Annotated in this window: 18 protein-coding genes; 15 read left to right on the top strand and 3 right to left on the bottom strand. The window is 66.8% G+C overall.

The window, feature by feature from the left end; translation table 11 throughout:
- Positions 1 to 2 precede the first annotated feature (2 nt).
- Positions 3 to 1,634, bottom strand: a complete 1,632-nt coding sequence (rtcR, locus tag AC0IZS_RS13120) for an RNA repair transcriptional activator RtcR (RefSeq protein WP_471636014.1) — start codon at positions 1,632 to 1,634, stop codon at positions 3 to 5.
- 718 nt (positions 1,635 to 2,352) lie between these two features.
- Here rtcR and AC0IZS_RS13115 point away from each other — a divergent pair.
- The 14 genes from AC0IZS_RS13115 (at position 2,353) to AC0IZS_RS13050 (ending at position 17,207) form a co-directional block, all read left to right on the top strand.
- On the top strand, positions 2,353 to 3,492 hold the full coding sequence (locus AC0IZS_RS13115; RefSeq protein WP_471636013.1) for a slipin family protein: 1,140 nt from the start codon (positions 2,353 to 2,355) through the stop codon (positions 3,490 to 3,492).
- A gap of 289 nt (positions 3,493 to 3,781) precedes the next feature.
- Entirely contained in the window at positions 3,782 to 4,528 is a 747-nt protein-coding gene (locus AC0IZS_RS13110) for a hypothetical protein (RefSeq protein ID WP_471636012.1), read from the top strand.
- Between the two features lie 52 nt (positions 4,529 to 4,580).
- Positions 4,581 to 5,390 (top strand): hypothetical protein, encoded by an 810-nt coding sequence (locus AC0IZS_RS13105; protein ID WP_471636011.1) that lies wholly within the window; start codon positions 4,581 to 4,583, stop codon positions 5,388 to 5,390.
- A gap of 41 nt (positions 5,391 to 5,431) precedes the next feature.
- A complete protein-coding gene (locus AC0IZS_RS13100) occupies positions 5,432 to 6,649 on the top strand; it encodes an RtcB family protein (RefSeq protein WP_471636010.1) in 1,218 nt (405 codons plus the stop codon).
- Between the two features lie 3 nt (positions 6,650 to 6,652).
- Positions 6,653 to 7,378 carry a DUF5677 domain-containing protein gene (locus AC0IZS_RS13095; protein ID WP_471636009.1) on the top strand — a complete coding sequence of 242 codons (726 nt, stop codon included), beginning with the start codon at positions 6,653 to 6,655 and terminating at the stop codon, positions 7,376 to 7,378.
- A gap of 37 nt (positions 7,379 to 7,415) precedes the next feature.
- Positions 7,416 to 8,264, top strand: a complete 849-nt coding sequence (locus tag AC0IZS_RS13090) for a nucleotidyltransferase domain-containing protein (protein ID WP_471636008.1) — start codon at positions 7,416 to 7,418, stop codon at positions 8,262 to 8,264.
- Positions 8,258 to 9,310 (top strand): RNA 3'-terminal phosphate cyclase, encoded by a 1,053-nt coding sequence (rtcA, locus tag AC0IZS_RS13085; RefSeq protein ID WP_471636007.1) that lies wholly within the window; start codon positions 8,258 to 8,260, stop codon positions 9,308 to 9,310. Before AC0IZS_RS13090 ends, rtcA begins: the two co-directional genes overlap by 7 nt.
- Positions 9,311 to 9,398: 88 nt before the next feature.
- The gene (gene cysK, locus AC0IZS_RS13080) at positions 9,399 to 10,316 is read left to right on the top strand and encodes a cysteine synthase A (RefSeq protein ID WP_471636006.1); all 918 of its coding nucleotides are present in this window, start codon (positions 9,399 to 9,401) and stop codon (positions 10,314 to 10,316) included.
- Positions 10,317 to 10,476: 160 nt separating this feature from the next.
- Positions 10,477 to 11,244: an endonuclease/exonuclease/phosphatase family protein gene (locus tag AC0IZS_RS13075; RefSeq protein WP_471636005.1), complete on the top strand. Its 768-nt coding sequence runs from the start codon at positions 10,477 to 10,479 to the stop codon at positions 11,242 to 11,244.
- Positions 11,241 to 12,470: a cardiolipin synthase ClsB gene (gene clsB, locus AC0IZS_RS13070; RefSeq protein WP_471636004.1), complete on the top strand. Its 1,230-nt coding sequence runs from the start codon at positions 11,241 to 11,243 to the stop codon at positions 12,468 to 12,470. The genes AC0IZS_RS13075 and clsB overlap by 4 nt, the downstream gene beginning before the upstream one ends.
- 9 nt (positions 12,471 to 12,479) lie before the next feature.
- On the top strand, positions 12,480 to 13,538 hold the full coding sequence (locus tag AC0IZS_RS13065) for a lysylphosphatidylglycerol synthase transmembrane domain-containing protein (RefSeq protein ID WP_471636003.1): 1,059 nt from the start codon (positions 12,480 to 12,482) through the stop codon (positions 13,536 to 13,538).
- A gap of 53 nt (positions 13,539 to 13,591) precedes the next feature.
- Entirely contained in the window at positions 13,592 to 14,674 is a 1,083-nt protein-coding gene (locus AC0IZS_RS13060) for a J domain-containing protein (RefSeq protein WP_471636002.1), read from the top strand.
- A 254-nt stretch (positions 14,675 to 14,928) separates the two neighbouring features.
- The gene (locus AC0IZS_RS13055) at positions 14,929 to 16,659 is read left to right on the top strand and encodes an NAD(P)/FAD-dependent oxidoreductase (protein ID WP_471636001.1); all 1,731 of its coding nucleotides are present in this window, start codon (positions 14,929 to 14,931) and stop codon (positions 16,657 to 16,659) included.
- Positions 16,660 to 16,670: 11 nt separating this feature from the next.
- Positions 16,671 to 17,207: a VUT family protein gene (locus AC0IZS_RS13050; protein ID WP_471636000.1), complete on the top strand. Its 537-nt coding sequence runs from the start codon at positions 16,671 to 16,673 to the stop codon at positions 17,205 to 17,207.
- Between the two features lie 9 nt (positions 17,208 to 17,216).
- On the opposite strand, the gene AC0IZS_RS13045 is transcribed toward AC0IZS_RS13050, so the two are convergent.
- Positions 17,217 to 18,560: an amidohydrolase gene (locus AC0IZS_RS13045; RefSeq protein WP_471635999.1), complete on the bottom strand. Its 1,344-nt coding sequence runs from the start codon at positions 18,558 to 18,560 to the stop codon at positions 17,217 to 17,219.
- Positions 18,561 to 18,668: 108 nt separating this feature from the next.
- Between AC0IZS_RS13045 and AC0IZS_RS13040 the strand changes: the two genes are divergently transcribed.
- A complete protein-coding gene (locus tag AC0IZS_RS13040) occupies positions 18,669 to 19,718 on the top strand; it encodes a GlxA family transcriptional regulator (RefSeq protein WP_471635998.1) in 1,050 nt (349 codons plus the stop codon).
- 6 nt (positions 19,719 to 19,724) lie between these two features.
- Here the strand turns inward: AC0IZS_RS13040 and AC0IZS_RS13035 are convergent, their stop codons facing one another.
- Positions 19,725 to 21,299, bottom strand: a complete 1,575-nt coding sequence (locus tag AC0IZS_RS13035; RefSeq protein ID WP_471635997.1) for a methyl-accepting chemotaxis protein — start codon at positions 21,297 to 21,299, stop codon at positions 19,725 to 19,727.
- Positions 21,300 to 21,370: the final 71 nt, after the last annotated feature.

Genomic DNA, 21,370 nt, shown 5'->3' with positions numbered 1-21,370 from the left:
AATTATCGTTCACTGCCGCTGGCCTGCTCCCACGTAAGGCCAAACCGGGCCAGGTATTTGCGCAAGCGGTCGGCATCATTGACCACCGTGCGCTGCGCGCGCGAGGCCTGGAACAGCTGGCGCCCGGCATCCGACAGGGTGCGCGCCTGGCGGCACACGCGCAGCACGGCGGCCAGTTGAAGCTGGTCGAACAGGTCCATGGCGTCCAGGGTTTCTTCGCCCAACAGGGCACGCAGATCGATCGCATCGGCAGTCCGCGCGCCAGAGAGGCCGTCGCGTGCATCCTTGGCCGGCTGCCACAGCCACTGCAGGCGCGCGATCTCGGCCTGCACCAGGGGCAGGCCGATGCGGCCGCTGTCGGCCAGGGTGGCCAGGCGCGTGGCGCTGGCCGAAAGGTCGCGAAAGTTGCCGCTCCACAGCGCATCGGGCGACTGGGCGTAGCGCAGGTAGGCCGTGCGCGCCTCGGCCGACAGGCGCACCGTGCGGCCCAGCTCCGTGCCGGTGCGGGCCAGCAGGTGATCCAGGTTGGGCTCGATGTCTTCGGGCCGCTGGGCCAGGCCCGGCAGTTGGTAGCTCCAGAGGTTGATGCGCGCGTACAGGTCTTCGCGAAAGCGCCCGGCCGCCACCTCGGTGCGCAGGTCGCGGTTGGTGCCGGCGATCAGCTCGAAATCGCTGGCCACCTCACGGTCGCTGCCCATAGGGTAAAAGCGCTTTTCCTCCACTGCCTTGAGCAGCATGGCCTGCTCGTCCAGGCCCAGCTCGCCGATCTCGTCGAGGAACAGCACGCCCTTGTGCGCCGTGCGCAACAGGCCTGCCCGGTCGGCCGCAGCGCCCGTGAAAGCGCCCTTCTTGTGGCCGAACAGCGTGGATGCAGCCCCATCACCATGCAGGGTGGCGCAGTTCACCTCGACGAACTCGCCCTCCACCTGGTGGCGGGCCTTCTTGAGCTCGTACATGCGCCGCGCCAGATGCGATTTGCCCGCTCCGGTGGGCCCGGTAAACAAAATGGGCGCGCGCGAGCGCACTGCCACGCGCTCCACCTCGTCGATCAGCGCGTTGAAGCGCGCATTGCGCGTGGCGATGCCGCTCTTGAGGAAGTCCACCGCATCGCGCTGCTCGGCACCGAAACGCTGGGCGATGACGTCGTAGCGCGACAGGTCCAGGTCGATCAGCGCATAGCTGCCCGCGTCGCCCATCTGCTGGCGCCGGGGCGGCGAGGTCTGCGCCAGCACGCCCGGGATGCGCCGCGACTCCACCAGCAGAAACAGGCAGATCTGCGCCACGTGCGTGCCGGTGGTGATGTGGGTCCAGTACTCCTCGCGCTCGGTGTCGAAGCGGTAGGCCTGCGTCCAGTCGAACAACTTGGCGTAGACCTCGCCGAAGTCCCAGGGGTCGGCGATCTCCATGGGCACCAAGCGCACCGTGGTTTCGGGCGAGGCGATGGCGATGTCGTTGCGCACCTGGTGCGCCAGCTCCTGGTGGGCCGGCGTGTACAGCAGCTCCATGCGGTGCACCACCATGTCCTCGTGCTGCACCAGCGACACGGTGGGCCGCCATTTCTCCCAGCGCCCGGCACCTTTGCCCGAGTCGAGCTGGGTACCGATGAAACCGATGACAACCCTGTTTTTACGCATCGCCAGCAATCTATAAAACTAGCTGTCATTCTATTTAATTCAGAAACCAGCACGTTCAATAATTTCTTCAATTTGAACTAATTCTTTGCGAATCAATGGGTTGCGATACTTCATCCAGCAGATCGCGCGGCTGGCACGCAATTCGCAAACACCAAGGCACTCGGCGCAGACAGCGAACGCTCACAGGCCAGGGTTGGGGCCAACGCCCGCCCTGCCGGTGCCGGGAGTCCAGGGCCTTGGGGTCCGTCGGATTCCCCGCATGCCGCACGCTGCGAACGCCGGGTGACTGCAGGGCTGTGGAAGCCAGCTCCGAAAGGGGTTGCCGGGTTCGACTCCCGGTCTGCACCACTGGTAGCTCAGTCTGGAAGAGCACCCCTGAAAAGGGACTGTCGCAGGTTCGACTCCTGCCCATTCTTCCGGCCTTCGGGCCGGCTATCGAAGACGGTCGAAAGACCACCCGCCGGACGCGGGGTGAAGGACCAAGGGTTGCGCCGCAGCCTGCAAGCCATTGCCCCGTCAGCGGTGGCGGTTTGTGCCAGGACCCGGCACGGCCCGCGCCCGCAGCCAGCCCAAGCGAAGCCCCTCGGGGCAACCGCCACGGCGCACTGCAGGGCCCGAGCCGCGCCCCCTGGGACCACTGCCTCGCTGTAACGGCCCCGATGCAAGTCAGATGCGGCGACCACAAGACATTGAAAAAAGAAAGAACGAGGGTAGACACATGCTGAAGATCCAACGCACCACCGTCAAGAAGAACGAACGCGCACTGCTGCTGCGCAATGGCGATTTCGACCGCGTGCTGCACAGCGGCACGCACTGGCTGTTTGCCGGCCTGGACCAATTGCGCGTGGAAACCTTCGCGCTGGAGCAAGCCGCCTTCACCCACGGCCTGGCCGACTACCTGATGGCCCGTGAGCCTGAGGTGGTGGCCGCCGAGTTCGTGCGTGTGGAACTGGCCGAGAACGAGGTCGGCCTGCGCAGCGAGAACGGTGTGCTGGTCGAGATCCTGCCCCCCGGCACCCGCCGCCTGTACTGGAAGGGCCAGGTGGAGGTGTCCGTGCAGGTGGTCGACCTGAACGCCGGCCCCGAACTGCCTGCTGCCCTGGTGGCGCGCCTGACGCAGCCCCAGCTGCGCCATCGCACGGTGACCGGCCTGGCCGGTTTGCTGCAGGTGCAGGTGCCCGAGTCGTCCTGCGGCCTGTTGACGGTGGACGGCAAGGTGGAGCGGCTGCTGGCTGCGGGCTCGTACGCCTTCTGGAAGTACGGCCGCACGGTGGCGGTGGAGCTGGTGGACCTGCGCCTGCAATCGGTGGAAGTCTCGGGCCAGGACATCATGACCCGCGACAAGGTGGGCCTGCGCATCAACCTGAGCGCCACCTTCCGCTACACCGACGTGCTGCGCGCCTGGAGCCAGCTGCAAAAGCCTGCGGAGCACCTGTACCGCGAGCTGCAGTTCGCTCTGCGCGCCGCCGTGGGCACCCGCACGCTCGATGAGCTGCTGGAGAACAAGACGGTGATCGACGATGTGGTGGGCGCCCACATGGCCGCCAAGCTCGCGCCCTTCGGCATCGCGCTGGAGAGCGCTGGTGTGAAGGACATCGTGCTGCCCGGCGACATGAAGGCCATCCTGACCCAGGTGGTGCAGGCGGAAAAGCAGGCCCAGGCCAATGTGATCCGCCGCCGCGAAGAGACGGCCGCGACGCGCTCGCTGCTCAACACCGCCAAGGTGATGGAGGACAACCCCGTCGCCCTGCGCATGAAGGAGCTGGAAACGCTGGAACGCGTGGCCGAGCGCATCGACAAGATCTCGGTGTTCGGTGGCCTGGACCAGGTGCTCAACGGCCTGGTGAAGCTGCGCTGAACAAGGAGCCAAGAGGAATACGGGCGCGCTGGCACAGAAGGGAGCGCCACTGCCAAAAATGTTGTTATTGCCGGCAGGTCGGGTAACACCGAGTGCAGCGGGAGAGTCGGTGAACGGGCAAGGTTGAGGATGCAGGTGCTGGCTCCGATGACGGGTCTGCCACTGGCGCGCGTTTCCAACCGTTCACTGGGCCACAGGACTAAAGAACCGTGGTCGTTGCAGTGATGCGGGTTCGAATCCCGCCGCGTCCACCATTGAAAAAAGAAGAGAAAGAGCTGGAGAGAACGCCATGAGCCATAGCAAACCGACAGGCCGCCAGAAGCGACTGGCCCGGCAGGCACCGAAGCCGCTGACACCCGAGTCCATCGGACTCGATGCCACGCTGTATGCCGATGCCGTGCGCTACCTCTTCGACCGGCCCGTGCCGGGCAAGAAGGAGCAGGAGTGGTACTGGGACAACGATGAACCGGAATTCAAGGCAACGCCCCTGCAATGGACCCACATCCAGACCGTGCTGTTCGCCAACGCGGGCACCGACCTGGCGCCCTACAGCGACGAGCAGGTGGGCATGGGCTTGACCCATGTGATGAGCACCAACACAGGCGATGTGCCTCTCCAGGTGCTCGACCCCTCCGTACCGCTGGCGGATGCGATGCGCATGATGCAGGCCCTCCCCCGCCTGTGGAGCGAATGCTTCGCACCGCGCATGGCCCATGTGGACGAGACCATCGGCAGTAGCAGCGGCCGACTGGGCTTTGCCTGCTACATGTGGTTCGACGTGTGGCCGACGTTCTGGAATGTCAAACATATTCCTGACTGGCGGGACGCGATGTGGGCGGTGTTCTGCAGCATGCTGGACGTGCCCTGCCGCGAAGTGCAGGTCTCGGCCCTGCATGGCATCGGCCATGAGGGCCGCTATGTGCAGCGGCCCCGGGAGCTGCAGGAGCGCGTGGAGCAATTCATCCGCAGCGTACCGGCGCACGACGAGGAACTGAAGAACTATGCGCGCGCTGCAGCCCAGGGGATGGTGCAGTAGCAGATGCGATGAATGGAAGAACGGCGAATGGAACGCCACGGAGAGTACGAAGATGAGAGCCAAACAAGCCACTGAAGCAGAAGCCCCCCTCTCGCCCGCCCTGCGCGAGGCCGTGGATGCCACGTACGCCACCTTTGGGCACCACGGCGCGCCCACGCAGGTGCTGGACGTGTGCATGCCCTGCTGCGTGGACGAACCCACGGAGCGCGCAATGCGCCGCCTTCCGCTGCGCCAGCTCACGGCCCGGCACTTCTACGAGTACAACGGCTCCGCCAAGAGCAGCGAACAGCCTGCGGATGAGCTTCTGTACTTCCTGCCCCGCATGCTGGAACTGCTGGCCCAGGGCAAGGAGTTGCACCACTCGACCGAGCTGTACCTTGATCGGCTGGGCCGCTGCTGCGCCGATGCCCTGTCGCCCAAAGAGCGGGCTGCCGTGGATGCCTTCGCGCTGGCCTTCTTCCACGAAGGATTGGATTGCGATGCACGGGCACCCAGCCCCTTCGATGGTGCGAACGCGTTCGACATCCTGCTGATGTTCCACAAGGGTGGCGTGTCCATCGCTCCCCTGCTGGCACATTGGCTGCAGGACGATCGGGAAAGCGCTGTGCTGCACTACGCCAATGCAAGTTACTGGGACTTCTGGGGCCAGCGTGAAATACAGAATGCCTTCGCAGAAGACCAGCCGGAGTTTCGCGAAACGATGAAGGCCTGGCTGCTCGATGCGGGCAACCGGAAGCGCTTTGCGCAGAAGATCCTGGCGATGGATACGAGCGCCATGGGCCCGCCCGCGCACTGCACTTGCGGCAACTGCATGGGCCAGCGCCAGGTACTGGAATCGGTGTTTGACGTGATCAGCGAATGAACATCAAACAACAGAACAACAACGAATAGAAGGAAAAAGAAATGAGCTACCTGCAACGCAACGTGGAAAACGGCGTCCCCATCAAGATGTGGACCCAGGGCGTCCCTGTGGAGGACGAGGCCCAGAAGCAACTGGAAAACGCAGCGCGCCTGCCCATCGTGTTCAAGCACGTGGCAGCCATGCCCGACGTGCACTACGGCATCGGCGCCACGGTGGGCTCGGTGATCCCCACCTTCAAGGCCATCATCCCGGCCGCCGTGGGCGTGGACATCGGCTGCGGCATGATGGCCTGCAAGACCACGCTGCATGCAAACGACCTGCCCGACAACCTGGCGCCCCTGCGCTCGGCGATCGAGAAGGCCGTGCCGCACGGCAGCAACCCGCGCCGCATGGGCCGTGACAAAGGCGCGTGGGAAACGCCGCCTGATGAGACCGACGTGGCCTGGGCAGCGCTCAAGGGCGAGTTCGACGCGATCTGCGAGGACTACCCGCGCTTTCGCAACACCAACAACCACAAGCACCTGGGTACGCTCGGTACCGGCAACCACTTCATCGAAGTGTGCCTGGACGAGCACGGCAGCGTGTGGTTCATGCTGCACTCGGGCTCGCGCGGCGTGGGCAATGCCATCGGCACCCACTTCATCGAGCTGGCCAAGAAGGACGCCGAACTGCACCAGCACAACCTGCCCGACCAGGACCTGGCCTACTTCGAGGAAGGCGCCCAGTACTTCGGCGACTACGTGCGCGCCGTGGGCTGGGCGCAGAAGTTCGCGCGCGCCAACCGCGAGGTGATGATGCAGCGCGTGATCGCTGCCGCCCGCAAGGTGATCACCAAGCCCTTCGAGGCGCATGTGGAGGCGGTGAACTGCCACCACAACTACGTGAGCCGCGAGACGCACTTCGGCGAGGACGTGCTCATCACCCGCAAGGGCGCGGTGAGCGCCAAGGCCGGCGAGCTGGGCATCATCCCGGGCAGCATGGGCGCCAAGAGCTTCATCGTGCGCGGCAAGGGCAATCCCGAGAGCTTCATGAGCTGCAGCCACGGCGCGGGCCGCAAGATGAGCCGCACCAAGGCCAAGAAGATGTACACCATCGCCGACCAGATCGCCGCCACCGAGGGCGTGGAATGCCGCAAGGACGCCGACGTGATCGACGAGATCCCGATGGCCTACAAGGACATCGACGCCGTGATGGCCGCGCAGCAGGACCTGGTGGAGGTGGTCTACACGCTCAAGCAGGTGGTATGTGTGAAAGGGTAGCAAATGACCGAAGAAGAAATACAGAAAAAGCACGCATCAGCATTTGCGACTTTGGATGCTCAGCTTGAGCAATTGGAAGCGGCGATACAAGAAACGCCATTCCTATCTGGGAATCTGCAGCACGTGATTGTTCATGCTCTTGCTTTGCGCATGCTCGAATTTGCACGCGGCTGCAAGACTCTGGCGAGATCTGGTCTCGCAGCGGCCAATGCATCGTTAGGGAGGCAATGTCTAGAAGTTGGCTTCAAGCTAAAGGCAGTCAGCGGCGGTGCTGTGAGCGCAAATTGCTACCTTGAGCAGGAAACCATCACCCGAGGAAATTCACTGAAGCGAGTATTGGATCTCCCTGCAGCGGCCAGCCTCTTGGATGTGGACTCACTCGCAGAATACCGGCAGGAATATCGGGAGTATCAAGATCGTAAGAAGTCACTGTCTGGAGAGATTTCGATCCGAAAGTGGGCAGAGCATGCCCAAGAGGTAGAGGTATACGTGTTTGCGTACTCAGCCCTCTCCGATCATGTTCACACGGGTGCTGGATCTCTAGAGCACATCACAGCGGTGACGGCAACTGGTCAAGTGTTCATGCAGACCGGGCCATCGGACTATTTACTTCATGCAGTCCTTGAGGGGGTCTGCCATTGTTTGGCTTCGTCATCGACTGCAATTCGGAATATGAATGCCCCTGCCGGCATTTCTACACAAGACGTCACTTCTCCAACACAGTCCTAGCACTGATGGTGTGGTGCTGCCTCAGAAAATCGTCATCATGCAACAGCAAAAAGAATTCCTGCGCTCTGCCCACCCCATCGATCCGGGAGTGCGCAGCCAGGTCATGGAATCGCTCGAACGCATCGAGCGCGAGCACGCGGCCACCGTCCTCTTCGCCTGCGAATCGGGCAGCCGGGGCTGGGGCTTTGCCTCGCCCGACAGCGACTACGACGTGCGCTTCATCTACGTGAACCGCCTGCCCTGGTACCTCACGGTCACGCCAGGGCGTGACGTGATCGAGGTGCCCATCAGCGGCGACCTGGACATCAACGGCTGGGACCTGCGCAAGGCGCTGGGCCTGATGCGCGAGTCCAACCCCACGCTGCTCGAATGGCTGCGCTCGCCTGTGGTCTACCGCGAGGACGGGCCCACCATGGATCGCTTTCGCGCGCTGGCCGAGACCGTGTTCTCCAACGCCAAGGGCTGGCACCACTACGCATCCATGGCCAAGAAGAACTTCCGCGAGCACCTACAGGCCGACGAAGTGCGCTACAAGAAGTACCTGTACGTGCTGCGCCCGCTGCTGGCCGCGCGCTGGATACGCGCGCGCCCGGGCGTGCCGCCCATGCGCTTTGCCGAACTGGCCCAGCACACGCTGGACGCCGCGGCCGACGCTGCCCTGATCGCCGAGATCAACGCCCTGCTGGAGGTGAAGATGCGCGCGGGCGAAGCCGCGACCAGCCCGCGCTGGCCCGGCATCCACGCCTTCATCGAAGCGGAGCTGGCACGCAACGCGGCCGAGCCGGTGCAGCCTTTGCCCGTGCCCGGCCATGCCGCGCTCGATGATCTGCTGCACGACACGGTGCTGCGCTTCAACGCGCCCCCAGCCCAGGAGGCGCCATGCTGACGCTCGACGGCTCCCAGGGCGAAGGCGGCGGCCAGATCCTGCGCACCGGCCTGGCCCTGTCCATGGTCACCGGCCGGCCGCTGCGCATCGAGCGCATCCGTGCCGGCCGCGCCAAGCCCGGGCTGATGCGCCAGCACCTGGCCTGCGTGCAGGCAGCGGTCCAGGTCAGCGGCGGGCAGGCCGATGGGGCGGAGCTGGGCTCGCAGTCGCTGCAGTTCGCACCCGGTGTGGTGCGGGCGGGCGACTACACCTTTCGCATCGCCGGTGCCGGCAGTTGCCTGCTGGTGCTGCAGACCGTGCTGCCTGCGCTGATGCTGGCCGATGCGCCCAGCCGCATACAGCTGGCGGGCGGCACGCACAACCCGATGGCGCCGCCATTCGACTTTCTGCAGCGCGCCTATGCACCGCTGCTCGCGCGCCTGGGCGTGGGGCTGGTGCTCACACTGGAGCGGCGTGGCTTCTACCCCGCGGGCGGCGGCCTGCTGCAGGCCCTGATCACCCCTGCCACGCAAGCGCTCACGCCGTTTGACCTGACCGAGCGCGGTGCGGCCTTGGCTGCCTGGGCCGAGGCGCTGGCCCCGGGGCTGGCGCGCAGTGTGGCTGCACGCGAGCTGGAGGAACTGGGCCGGCGCCTGGGCTGGACGCATGAGGCCGATCAGTTGCGCGCGCCCGGCGTGCGCCAGCACGAAGGGCCAGGCAATGTGCTGATGGCCACGCTGGAACATGCGCAGGTGACCGAAGTGTTCTGCCAGTTCGGCGAACGCGGGGTGTCGTCCGAACTCGTGGCACGCCGGCTGGCCGACGAGGTGCTGGCCTTCCAGCACAGCTCGGCGGCTACTGGCCCGCATCTGGCCGACCAGTGGATGCTGCCGCTGGCGCTGGCCGTGTGGCGCACCGGCCGTGCGGCCCGCTACACAGCCAGCGAGCTCACGGACCACACGCGCACGAATGCGGCGGTGATCAACGCCTGCCTGCCGGTGCGCGTGGCGACTGACGCCATGGACGGTGCCAGCCTGGTGCGCATTGAGCCCCTGCCCGTGCCCTGAAGGCCCAGCAGCGCCCATGGGCTCCGGACTGGGCCAAAATGGCCCTTTTGCATTTTCCCTTCCATCCTTCGCCTGACCAGGAGACGCCATGAAAGTCGACACCATTCTGCAGACCATCGGCAACACGCCGCACGTGCGCATCAACCGCCTGTTTGGCAGTGCTGCCAACGTCTGGGTCAAGGCTGAGCGCGCCAACCCCGGTGGCTCGATCAAGGACCGCATCGCCCTGTCCATGGTGGAAGATGCCGAGCGCTCGGGCGCGCTGCAGCCCGGCGGCACCATCATCGAGCCTACCTCGGGCAACACCGGCATCGGGCTGGCCCTGGTGGCCGCCGTCAAGGGCTACAAACTGGTGCTGGTGATGCCCGACAGCATGAGCATCGAGCGCCGCCGCCTGATGCTGGCCTACGGCGCCACGTTCGACCTGACCCCGCGCGAAAAGGGCATGAAGGGCGCCATCGCCCGCGCACAGGAACTCCTGGCCCAGACGCCGGGCGCCTGGATTCCCCAGCAGTTCGAGAACCCCGCCAACATCGACGTACACGTGCGCACCACGGCGCAGGAGATCCTGGCGGACTTTCCCGACGGGCTCGACGCCATCATCACCGGCGTGGGCACGGGCGGCCACCTCACGGGCGTGGCGCGCGTGCTCAAGGCGAAATTCCCGCAACTCAAGGTGTTCGCGGTGGAGCCCTCGGCCTCGCCCGTGATCTCGGGCGGTGCGCCCTCGCCGCACCCCATCCAGGGCATCGGTGCAGGCTTCGTGCCCAAGAACCTCGATACCACCCTGCTCGACGGCGTGATCCAGGTCGATGCCGAACCGGCCCGCGAGTACGCACGCCGCTGCGCACGCGAAGAAGGCATGCTGGTGGGCATTTCCTCGGGCGCCACGCTGGCCGCCATTGCCCAGAAACTGCCCGAGCTGCCGGTGGGCGCGCGCGTGCTGGGCTTCAACTACGACACGGGCGAGCGCTATCTCTCGGTCGAAGGCTTTCTGCCTGCTTGACCCCCTGGGGTGGGCCTGCGCTGCACAGGCTGACGGCCCACCGTCCTACAGCGTCACCGGCCTGCGGCCGGAACAATCAAGGTGATACCACCCTCGGCTGCCAGTGCATCCGGGCGGTGGACCGCACCAAGGGGGTGCGGTACCTTTTCAGATTGTTTCCATGGCGCATACCTCCGCATCCCAGCCCATTGCCTTCAAGGTATTGACCGTGAATGTGCACAAGGGCTTCACCACCTTCAACCGGCGCTTCATGCTGCATGAGCTGCGCGATGCCGTGCGCCACGTGGCGGCGGACCTCGTGTTCCTGCAGGAGGTGCTGGGCACGCACCACCGCCATGCGGGGCGGGTGGAAAACTTCCCCCAGGAGCCCCACTACGAGTTCCTGGCAGACACCATCTGGACCCAGTTCGCCTATGGCCGCAATGCGGTGTACGACAACGGCCACCATGGCAATGCGCTGCTGTCCAAGTTCCCGATCACCCACTACGAGAACCACGACATCTCGGTGAGCGGACCCGAGCGGCGCGGCATGCTGCACTGTGTTTTGCAGCCGCCCAAGCACCACAGCCCTGTGCATGCGATCTGCGTGCACCTGGGCCTGCAGGAAGCCCACCGCCAACGGCAGTTGCGCAGTGTGTGCGACCTGGTCAACAGTTTCGATCCCGACGAGGCGGTGGTGGTGGCCGGCGACTTCAACGACTGGCGTGGCCGCGCCCACGAAGTCTTGCGCGAGCGTGCCAACCTGCACGAAGTGTTCGTGCAGTCCACCGGCCGTGCGATACGCACCTTCCCCGCATCGATGCCCTTGCTGGCGCTGGACCGCATCTACGTGCGCAATGCCTCTGTGCACACCCCCTTGAACCTGCCGAAGAAGCCCTGGGACAAGCTCTCGGACCACGCGCCCCTGGCTGCGGAGATCTCGCTATGACGCGCGCATCACAGTCCTCTCGCTGGGTTCCTGGAAACCAGTTCGAGCTGCTCGAGAACGGGGAGGATTTCTTCCCCCGGGTGTTCGATGCCATTCGCAAGGCACGCCGCGAGGTCATGCTCGAAACCTTCATCCTGTTCGACGACAAGATCGGCCAGGAACTGCATGCCGTGCTGCTCGCTGCGGCACAGCGCGGGGTGCAGGTGCATGTGCTGGTGGACGGCTTCGGCTCGCCCGACCTGCCGGACCAGTACCTGGATGCACTGGTGGAAGCCGGCGTTCATTTTCGCGTTTTCGACCCCGGCAAGCGCGTGATGGGACAGCGCCTGAACGTCCTGCGCCGCATGCACCGCAAGATCGTGGTGGTGGATGGCGAACTCGGCTTTATCGGGGGCATCAACTACTCCGCCGACCATGTGGCCGATTTCGGGCCGGAGGCCAAGCAGGACTATGCCGTGCAGGTGCGTGGCCCCATCGTCGCCCAGATGCACCATTTCACGCGTGAAGCGGTGCTCGACCCCGATGACCGCCGCCGCAACAAGGCGTCCAACACGCGCGGATTGCCGTACGAGGGCACGGCGCATGCCATCTTTGTCACGCGCGACAACCACGGCCATACCAACGACATCGAGCGCCACTACCGCATTGCGCTGCGCTCGGCGCGCAAGCGCGTGGTGATCGCCAACGCCTATTTCTTCCCAGGCTACCGCTTCATCCGCGAGATGCGGCGCGCGGCACGCCGTGGGGTGGACGTGCGGCTGATCCTGCAGGGCCAGCCCGACATGCCCATCGTGAAGACGGCAGCAGGCCTGCTCTACGACCACCTGCTGCGCGCCGGGGTGCGCATCTACGAATACTGCGACCGACCGCTGCACGGCAAGGTAGCGCTGGTGGACGACGAATGGTCCACCGTGGGATCGAGCAACCTGGACCCGCTGAGCCTGTCGCTCAATCTCGAAGCCAATGTCATCATCAGGGACCGTGCCTTCAATTCCAACCTGTACGGGCGCCTGGCGCACCTGATGGAGAACTCCTGCAAGCAGGTGGAGCCCACGCCCAAAAGCCGCTGGGAAGGCCTGCGCCTGGTGCGCAGCTACTGCGTGTTCCACCTGATGCGCTGGTTCCCGGCCTGGGCCGGCTGGTTGCCACGCCACGAGCCCACCATCTCCCTGGTCAAGGCCAATGCGCTGGCAACTGACAATCCCCAGGCGGCTTCGGCCACTTAGGATGCAGCCATGAGCGCTCCCGCCACCCACCCTTTGCACGGCACTGCGACGCCCCCCTCCACCGCAGCCCCGCACAAGGGGTCTGGCCGCTGGAGCACCGTGCGCAACAGCCGCTGGTGGCCGTGGGCCATCACGCTGGTCACCGGCGCGTTCGTGCTGCTGATCGGCGCGCTGCTGTTCCGGCAGGCACGCAGCGTGGATTGGGGCGCCGTGTGGAATGCACTCATCGACCTGCCCATGGCCGCGCTGCTGGGTGGCGCTGCGCTGGCGTTCGCCAGCCACGGCATCTACAGCACCTTCGACCTGTTCGGGCGCTACTACACCCGGCATGGCTTGCCGGTGGCACGCACCGTGGGCACCACGCTGATCGCCTACCCGTTCACGCTGAACCTGGGATCCCTCATCGGCGGGGTCACGGTGCGCTACCGGCTGTACTCGCGCCAGGGCCTGTCGGTGGGCGACATCGGCCAGGTGGTGGCCATCAGCATCATCACCAACTGGCTCGGCTATTTCGTGCTGGCGGGCGCGGTGTTCTGGCTCTGGACGCCGCACCTGCCCGAGGGCTGGGACATGGCCTCCGGCCAGTTGCGCTGGATTGGCGGCGCCATGGCGGGCGTCACCGCCGCCTACCTGGTGGCCTGCGTGTGGCGCCGGGGCCAGCCGCTCACGCTGCGGGGCTACAGCTTCCCCATGCCGCACTGGTCGGTGGGATTGCTGCAGGTGGCAGTATCTGCGGTGAACTGGATGGTGATGGGCGGAGCGATCTGGCTGCTCACCCAGCAGCAGGCGCCCTATGTGGCGGCCCTGGCCACGGTGTTGCTGGGTGCCGTGGCCGGCCTGATCTCGCGCATCCCTGCGGGCCTGGGCGTGCTGGAGGCCGTGGGTACGGCCGTGCTATCAGCCTATATGCCGGCGCCCCAGGCGCTGGCCGCTATCCTCGCCTACCGCACGCTCTATTTCTTTGCGCCGCTGGCCGTCGCCGCGTTGGCTTTCGGGGTGGTGGAACTGCGTTGGCGCAAGGGTGGCACAAGCACGCCGGCACCAGCCTCGGCGACCTCCTCGAACTGAGCAGCCCCCGTGCGGGCAAAATCGGGGGCCTTTTGCCCCTGCCACGCGCCTTCATGTCCTCTTCCCTCCCCGCCACCCCGCTGCGCATCACCGCGCAGCAAGGCCAGGCGCCGCTCTCGCTGGCACAACAGTCGTTCAACGGCTTGCTCGCGCAGATCGCAGAACAGCGCCAGATCCTGGCTGCATGGAACCAGGCCATCGACGCCTACCACCAGCGCTACGCCAAAGACGTCGCCCCCCTGCTCGACAGGTACTACGCTGCGCACGCCGGTCTGGTGAACGCCCTGGTGGAGGCCTCGGCGCGCAAGGGCCTGGGCCGCACGCTGCTGCGGGACCTGCATGCCGTGATCGCCCGGCTCGCTGGCGACCTGGCCCACAACATGCGCGATGCCACCACGCGCGCAGCGATGCAGGCGCTGCACGCCCAGTACACCGAAGAGCCGCTCGACGCCGAGGAAACACCCGACAGCACCGACGCGCCGCGGCTGCCATCCGCAACCGAGCCGGAATCGCCCGAAGACATCGTGCGCCGGGTGGAGGAGGAAATGCAGGCCCGGCAGGCGCGCGCGCAACAGGAGCGCGAGCGCCACCGTGCCGGCCGCGCCCGCAAGCCCAGCGCGCAGGAGCGTGCGCAGCAGGAAGCCGCGCAGGAGGCCAGCCAGTCGGTGCGCGCGGTGTACCGCAAGCTGGCCAGTGCCCTGCACCCCGACCGCGAGCCCGACGAGGCCGAGCGCCTGCGCAAGACCGCGCTCATGCAGCGCGTGAACCTGGCCTATGCCGCCAACAGCCTGCTCGACCTGCTGCAACTGCAGCTGGAGGTGGAGCAGATCGACGCGCAGCACATGGCGGGGGTGGGCGACACGCACCTGCAGCGCTACAACCAGGTGCTCACCGATCAATTGGCCGAACTGCAGCAGGAGGTGGTCACGCTGGAGGCCACCATGCGCGCGCAACTGGGCGTCACCTCGCGGCGCAAGCTGCTGCCCGGCCAGTTGATGGGCCAGCTGCGCAGCCAGATCCAGGCCCTGGAGCACGACATTCCGCTGCTGCAGCGGGAGGTGCAGGCGGTGGAGGACAACGACTACCTCAAGCAATGGCTCAAGGCGCAGCGCGAGGACCTGCTGGACGCAGACTGACCACCCTGGCGGGCGTGGCAGGACCGCCTCCTTTAAAATACCAGGAGCCTGTCGGACTTGGAAATCGTCGGCTGCAAATCGGCCCCAGCGGTCCATTTTTCACCGTCTTCTTGCCCCATAGCCTGGCTATGGGGCTGCAAATCCGGCAAAAACTGTCCTCGCTGGGGCCGATTTTCGCTTTCGACGCTCCAAGTCCGACAGGCTCCTAGCCCCACGACATTGCCACCGCCCGATCGACACGGGCCTGCAAGACCATGATCCGCCTTTCCGAAATCAAGCTGCCGCTGGCCGCCGTGCCGGCCGACGCCGCCGAACACCCGCTGGACGCGCTGCGCGCCCAGGCCGTCCAGATCCTGGGCATCGCCCCGACCGACATTGCCGGCGTGCATGTACACAAGCGCAGCTTCGATGCGCGCAAGGCCGACCTGCTGGCGGTCTACATCATCGACCTCGCCCTGGCCGACCCGTCGGGCGAAGCCGTGCTGCTGGCCCGGCATGCCGGCCGCCCGCACATCCAGCCCACGCCCGACATGGCATGGCAGCCGGTTGGCCAAGCCCCCGCCGATCTGCCGCTGCGGCCCGTGGTGGTGGGCTTCGGGCCCTGCGGCATCTTTGCCGCACTGGTGCTGGCGCAGATGGGCTTCAAGCCCATCGTGCTGGAACGCGGCAAGCCGGTGCGCGAGCGCACCAAGGACACGTGGGGCCTGTGGCGCAAGCGCGAGCTGCATGCCGAAAGCAACGTGCAGTTCGGCGAAGGCGGCGCGGGCACCTTCAGCGACGGCAAGCTCTACAGCCAGATCAAGGACCCGCGCCACCTGGGCCGCAAGGTCATGGGCGAATTCGTCAAGGCCGGCGCGCCCGAGGAAATCCTCTACGTGGCGCACCCGCACATCGGCACCTTCAAGCTGGTGAAGGTGGTGGAGAACCTGCGCGAGCAGATCATCGCCCTGGGTGGCGAGATCCGCTTCGAACAGCGCGTGACCGACGTGGTCGTCGAAGGCACGGGCGAGCGCCGCCACCTGCGCGGCCTGACGGTGCTGAACCAGGCCACGGGCGAAACCACCGAACTGCGCGCCGACCATGTGGTGATGGCGCTGGGCCACAGCTCGCGCGACACCTTTGCCATGCTGTACCAGCGCGGCGTGGCCATGGAGGCCAAGCCGTTTTCCATCGGTTTCCGCGTGGAGCACCCGCAGGGCGTGATCGACCGCGCGCGCTGGGGCCGCCATGCCGGCCACCCGCTGCTGGGAGCGGCCGACTACAAGCTGGTGCACCATGCCGCCAACGGGCGTGCGGTGTACAGCTTCTGCATGTGCCCGGGCGGCACGGTGGTGGCCGCCACCAGCGAGCCGGGCCGGGTGGTCACCAACGGCATGAGCCAGTACTCGCGCAACGAGCGCAATGCCAACGCCGGCATGGTCGTGGGCATCGACCCCACGGACTACCCCACGGGCGCCGACGCCTTCGCGCTGCACCTGGGCGCCACCTACGGTGTCGAGGCGCAGCCGGCCGGCCAGCACCATCCGCTGGCGGGCATCGTGCTGCAGCGCCAGCTTGAATCCAATGCCTATGTGCTGGGCGGTAGCGACTACAGCGCACCCGGCCAACTGGTGGGTGACTTCATCGCAGGTCGCGATTCGCAGCAGCTCGGTGACGTGGAGCCTTCGTACAAGCCCGGCGTGGCCCTGGGCGACCTGCATGCGGCCCTGCCGGGCTATGCCATCGCGGCGCTGCGCGAGGCGCTGCCGGCCTTCGGCCGCAAGATCAAAGGCTTCGACATGCACGACGCGGTGCTCACCGGGGTGGAGACGCGCACCTCGTCACCGCTCAAGATCGGGCGTGGCGAGAACCTGCAAAGCCTGAACACCGGTGGGCTCTACCCGGCCGGCGAAGGCGCCAGCTATGCGGGCGGCATCCTGTCCGCAGGGGTCGATGGCATCAAGGTCGGCGAGGCCGTGGCCCGCGCCATGCTGGGTATTGCCTGAGGCCGGTGACCATGCTGTTCACCGCCCCCACGCGCACACAGTTCACCGTCGCCGCGCTGGCCATGGCCGCCGTGGTGCTGGCCTCCAACATCCTGGTGCAGTTTCCGATCAACGACTGGCTCACCTGGGGCGCCATCACCTACCCGGTGGCCTTCCTGGTCAGTGAACTGGTCAACCGCCGCCATGGCCCGCAGCAGGCGCGGCGCGTGGCCTGGGTGGGGTTCGCGGTGGCCGTGGCGGCCTCGCTGGTGCTGGCGCCGGCCCGCATTGCCGTGGCCTCGGGCACGGCCTTTTTGCTGTCGCAGTGGCTCGATATCGGCGTGTTCGACCGCCTGCGCCACGGCAGCTGGTGGCGCGCGCCGCTGGTCGCCACGCTGCTGGCGGCCGTGCTGGACACGGCCGTCTTCTGGAGCATCGCCTTTGCAGGCACCAGCGACCCATGGGTCACCTGGGCCCTGGGCGACCTGGCCGTGAAACTCACTTTGGGCGTGGCGCTGCTGCTGCCCTTTCGCCTGCTCATCGGCAGCCGGGCAGCAGCGCTGCGCTGACGCGCTGGCTTACTTGCGCTGCAGGAAGTCGACCGCCAGCGCGGCCAGGGTGCGTGCGCCCACGGGCAGTTGGTCCTCGTCGATGTCGAACAGCGGCGAGTGGTTGGACGGGGCCTTGTTGAAGTCCACGCCCTTGGGTGGCGCGCCCAGGAAGTAGAAGAAGCCCGGTGCCACCTTCTGGAACTCGGAGAAGTCTTCCGAACCGCTGACCTTGGGGATGATCATGGCCTTGCCGCCCGATGCCAGCTTGAGCGCGGGCAGCGAGGCTTCGGTCAGCGCCGCAGGGTTGGAGGTCACCGGGTAGGCCACGGGGCCGAAGCGCACCTTGGCCTTGGCACCGCTGGACGCCGCGATGGACTCGGCCGTGGTGGTGATGCGCTTGAGCGCTTCCTGGCGCATCTCTTCGTCGAACGTGCGCAAGGTGCCCAGCAGTTCCACGTTGTCGGGAATGATGTTGTAGCGCGTGCCGCCATGGATGGAGCCGATGGTGATGACGGCGGGTTCCTTGCTGATGTTGAGCTGGCGGCTCACCACCGTCTGCAGGCCCAGCACCACCTGGCTGGCGGCGATCACCGGATCCACCGCATTCCAGGGCGAGGAGCCATGGCCACCCCGGCCTTCGACCTGGATACTGATGTTGTCCGACCCTGCCATCAGCGGCCCACTGCGGTAGCCCACCACGCCGGCCGGCAGGTTGGCCGTGATGTGCAGGCCGTAGATGGCCTGCACGTCTTTCAGCGCGCCCTCTTCCACCATGGCCTTGGCGCCGAAGCTGGGTACCTTGCCGCTGGCGTCGGCCTCCACCGGCGCGCCTTCCTCGGCGGGTTGGAAGATGAACTTGATGGTGCCCGGCAGCGTGGCCCGCATGCTGGCCAGCGCCTCGGCCGCGCCCATCAGCATGGCCACGTGGGCATCGTGCCCGCAGGCATGCATCACCGGCACTTCCTTGCCCAGGTAGTTGGCCTTGACCTTGGAAGCGAACGGCAGTTTGGTGTTCTCGGGCACGGGCAGGGCATCCATGTCCGCACGCAGGGCCACCACCTTGCCTGGCAGCCCCCCGCGCAGCGTCCCCACCACGCCGGTGCCGCCCACGCCGGTCTGAACCTCCATGCCAAGGCGCTTGAGATGCTCGGCCACCAGCTTGGCGGTGCGCACTTCCTGGCCCGACAGCTCGGGGTGGGCATGGATGTCGCGGCGCCAGTTGACCATCTTGCCGGCCACGCTGTTCACGGCGGCATCGATGGCCTGCAGGCCGGCGGCATCGAGTGCCTGGGCATGGGCGGGGGTAACCAGTGCCAGACTGCCGGCCACGAGGCCGGCGGCAATGGCGATCGACGAGAGGGTTTTGTGCATGAGGCGGGGTCCGTGCAAAGGGGGATGAAAAAGAACGAGCGTTCATGCTACGGGTGCCCAGATGTTTCATGACAAGCGAAAATCGCCATCTACAGAGCCGATACCGCCATGCCCGCACCCACCTTTCGCATCGATATTCCGCTGGTGCCTGAATCCTCCTTGGGCACTGCCCTGCACTTCATAGACCTGTTGCGCAGCGCCAACCTGCTGGCCCGCTTGCGGGCGGGGAACCAGGCGCAGCGCATGGACTGGCGGCTCCTCGATGCCGATGGCCGGCCCCTGCCCACCTCGCCCGGGCCGTGGTCCCACTACACCGCTGCCACGCCTTCCACCGATGGACCCGCGGGCCCTGCACAGGCGGTGTTCATTCCGTCGTTCCTCGCGGCCGACATCCCGGCGATTCGCGAGGTGGTGGCGCGCCACCCTGCGCTGGTGCGCCAGGTCGGCATCGCGGTGGACGCCGGGCAGAAGCTGCTGACGATGGGCGACGGGGCCTGGCTGGCCGCGGCCAGCGGCCGCCTGCAGGGGCGCACGGCCAGCCTGCCCTGGTTCTACATGGCCGGCTTTGCACGCGACTTCCCTGGCATCGCGCTGGTGCCGGGCCGGGACTGGACCGACGATGGCCCCTGGCTCAGCGGTGCCCTGCCCCACAACCTGGTGGACCTGGCGATCGCCCTGGTGCGCCATGCCTTTGGCGAGGAACTGGCCCGGGCCTGCGCCACGGTGATGGCGCCCGACCACCAGCGGGCACAAGCGGCCCTGCAGGCCAATGCCCAGCAGCACATACCCGCCACGCGCGACAGCACCCTGGCGCGCGCCATCGCCTGGATGGAAGCCCATCTGGAAGAGCCGTATTCACTGGAACGCCTGGCGCAGGCCGCATCGGTGAGCACGCGCACCCTGCTGCGGCATTTCCAGGCCGAGCTGGCGCAGTCGCCGCTCGACTACCTGCACGCCCTGCGCTGCGCACGCGCGAAGGTGATGCTCGAAGTGACGCTGGAGAGCGTACCCAGCATCGCCGTGGCCTGCGGCTACGCAGACCCTGCGGCCTTTCGCCGCATCTTCGTGCGGCATGTGGGCATGCCGCCGGCAGAGTACCGCAAGCGCCACGCCCTGCGCGCGCCGCGCCGGCGCTGGCGGGTGGACGTTGCGGGATAGATGGCTTCAGCGCAGCGTGGCCGCGGCCCCTGGGGGCAGGCGGAACGCATCCACCAGTTCGGCCAACTGCTGCGCCTGCACGCGCAGGCCCTGCGCTGCGGCAGAAGACTCCTCCACCAGCGCGGCGTTCTGCTGCGTCATCTGGTCCAGCTGGGATACCGCTTCGCCCACCTGGCTCAGGCCCGTGGTCTGCTCGCGCGCAGCGGTGCTGATCTCGCCGATGATGGTCGCCACCTGTTTCACCGAGTCGACAATCTCGCCCATGGTGTCGCCAGCAGCGTGGACCAGCGCCGAGCCTTCGTCCACCTGGCGCACGCTGTCGCTGATCAGCCCGCCGATTTCCTTCGCGGCCGTGGCAGAGCGCTGGGCCAGGCTGCGCACCTCGCTGGCCACCACGGCAAAGCCCCGGCCCTGCTCGCCGGCACGGGCGGCTTCCACGGCAGCATTGAGCGCCAGGATGTTGGTCTGGAAGGCGATGCCATCGATCACGCTGGTGATGTCGGCAATGCGCCGCGAGGACTGGGCGATTCCTTGCATGGTGCCCACCACGCGGTCCACTGCCTCGCGCCCGCGCTGGGCCACGCCACTGGCGCCGGTCGCCAGGCTGCTGGCCTGCGCGGCCGCATCGGCGCTGTGGCGCACGGTGGCCAGCAGCTCTTCCATGCTGGCGGCGATTTCCTCAAGGTTGGACGCCGTCTGCTCGGTGCGGGCCGACAGGTCGCTGTTGCCCGCCGCAATTTCACCGCTGGCATCGGCCACGGAACTGCTGGCCCCGCGCATGCCCACGACCAAGGCCGCCAGGCGCGACTGCATGCCACCCAGGCGGGCCACCAGGGCCTGCAGCTCATCGCGGTTGCCCGCATCCACCGCAGGCACCTGCGAGGTCAGGTCGCCCTCGGCGATGCGGTCGGTCACCCCCGACGCCAGGGCCAGCGGCCGCAGGATGGAGCGCGACAGCAGCCAGGCACACACCAGGCTCAGCAGCAGGCCCACGGCCGAGCCCGTGGCCAGCAGCAGCTTGCCCTGCCGCTCGCTGCGCAGGGCGGCCTCGCGCGCATCGGCCACGCGCTGGCGCTGGTATTCGGCCAGTTCGTCCACGGCTTTCGCGTAGGCATCGGCGGCGGGGCGCAAACTGCCCGCTATGGCATCAGCGGGGAGGGCCTCGCCTGCCTTGCGGCGCTTGACGAGGTCGTCGCGCACGCTGCGGAACTGGTTGCCGGCCTTGTCGATGGCGTCGAAGAGGCGCTGGGACTGGGGGTCTTCGGCCAGCTCGTCGAGCCGCTTGCGCACTTCGGCGGAGCGCGCCGAGGTCACCTTGCGGTCGGCATCGATGCGCGCGGCGTAAGCGGGGTTGTCGATTTCGAGCAGGGTCTCGGCGCGCACCGAGCTGAGCACCACGATGGCATGCAGCTCGCGGGCGAGCAGTGCCCGCTCGGAGGAGCTGCCGCCCAGGTCATCGGCAATGTCCTGCAGTTCCCCCAACCGCCAGATGCCCACGGCGGCCGACAGGGACATGACAAGGCACACGACGCCAAAGGCCAGGGCCAGGCGGAAGGCGACACGCGTCTGGGAAAGGGACATGGTGGGAGTCTGCTCGTTGGGTCAATGGTGTTCCGGGCAGGATGAAGCCACAAACCCGGGTTTTCCCTTGT

The sequence above is a fragment of the Acidovorax sp. AC410 genome, from assembly GCF_979253235.1.
Note: the sequence above shows the minus strand (reverse complement) of the source record. Positions and strands in the feature narration are given on the sequence as shown.

Coding starts and splice junctions, on each gene's coding strand:
- rtcA (WP_471636007.1), top strand. CDS start 8,258: ATGCTGACGCTCGACGGCTCCCAGGGCGAAGGCGGCGGCCAGATCCTG.
- AC0IZS_RS13115 (WP_471636013.1), top strand. CDS start 2,353: ATGCTGAAGATCCAACGCACCACCGTCAAGAAGAACGAACGCGCACTG.
- AC0IZS_RS13040 (WP_471635998.1), top strand. CDS start 18,669: ATGCCCGCACCCACCTTTCGCATCGATATTCCGCTGGTGCCTGAATCC.
- cysK (WP_471636006.1), top strand. CDS start 9,399: ATGAAAGTCGACACCATTCTGCAGACCATCGGCAACACGCCGCACGTG.
- AC0IZS_RS13110 (WP_471636012.1), top strand. CDS start 3,782: ATGAGCCATAGCAAACCGACAGGCCGCCAGAAGCGACTGGCCCGGCAG.
- AC0IZS_RS13100 (WP_471636010.1), top strand. CDS start 5,432: ATGAGCTACCTGCAACGCAACGTGGAAAACGGCGTCCCCATCAAGATG.
- AC0IZS_RS13050 (WP_471636000.1), top strand. CDS start 16,671: ATGCTGTTCACCGCCCCCACGCGCACACAGTTCACCGTCGCCGCGCTG.
- AC0IZS_RS13060 (WP_471636002.1), top strand. CDS start 13,592: ATGTCCTCTTCCCTCCCCGCCACCCCGCTGCGCATCACCGCGCAGCAA.
- AC0IZS_RS13055 (WP_471636001.1), top strand. CDS start 14,929: ATGATCCGCCTTTCCGAAATCAAGCTGCCGCTGGCCGCCGTGCCGGCC.
- AC0IZS_RS13065 (WP_471636003.1), top strand. CDS start 12,480: ATGAGCGCTCCCGCCACCCACCCTTTGCACGGCACTGCGACGCCCCCC.
- AC0IZS_RS13045 (WP_471635999.1), bottom strand. CDS start 18,560: ATGCACAAAACCCTCTCGTCGATCGCCATTGCCGCCGGCCTCGTGGCC.
- AC0IZS_RS13075 (WP_471636005.1), top strand. CDS start 10,477: ATGGCGCATACCTCCGCATCCCAGCCCATTGCCTTCAAGGTATTGACC.
- clsB (WP_471636004.1), top strand. CDS start 11,241: ATGACGCGCGCATCACAGTCCTCTCGCTGGGTTCCTGGAAACCAGTTC.
- AC0IZS_RS13095 (WP_471636009.1), top strand. CDS start 6,653: ATGACCGAAGAAGAAATACAGAAAAAGCACGCATCAGCATTTGCGACT.
- AC0IZS_RS13090 (WP_471636008.1), top strand. CDS start 7,416: ATGCAACAGCAAAAAGAATTCCTGCGCTCTGCCCACCCCATCGATCCG.
- AC0IZS_RS13105 (WP_471636011.1), top strand. CDS start 4,581: ATGAGAGCCAAACAAGCCACTGAAGCAGAAGCCCCCCTCTCGCCCGCC.
- rtcR (WP_471636014.1), bottom strand. CDS start 1,634: ATGCGTAAAAACAGGGTTGTCATCGGTTTCATCGGTACCCAGCTCGAC.
- AC0IZS_RS13035 (WP_471635997.1), bottom strand. CDS start 21,299: ATGTCCCTTTCCCAGACGCGTGTCGCCTTCCGCCTGGCCCTGGCCTTT.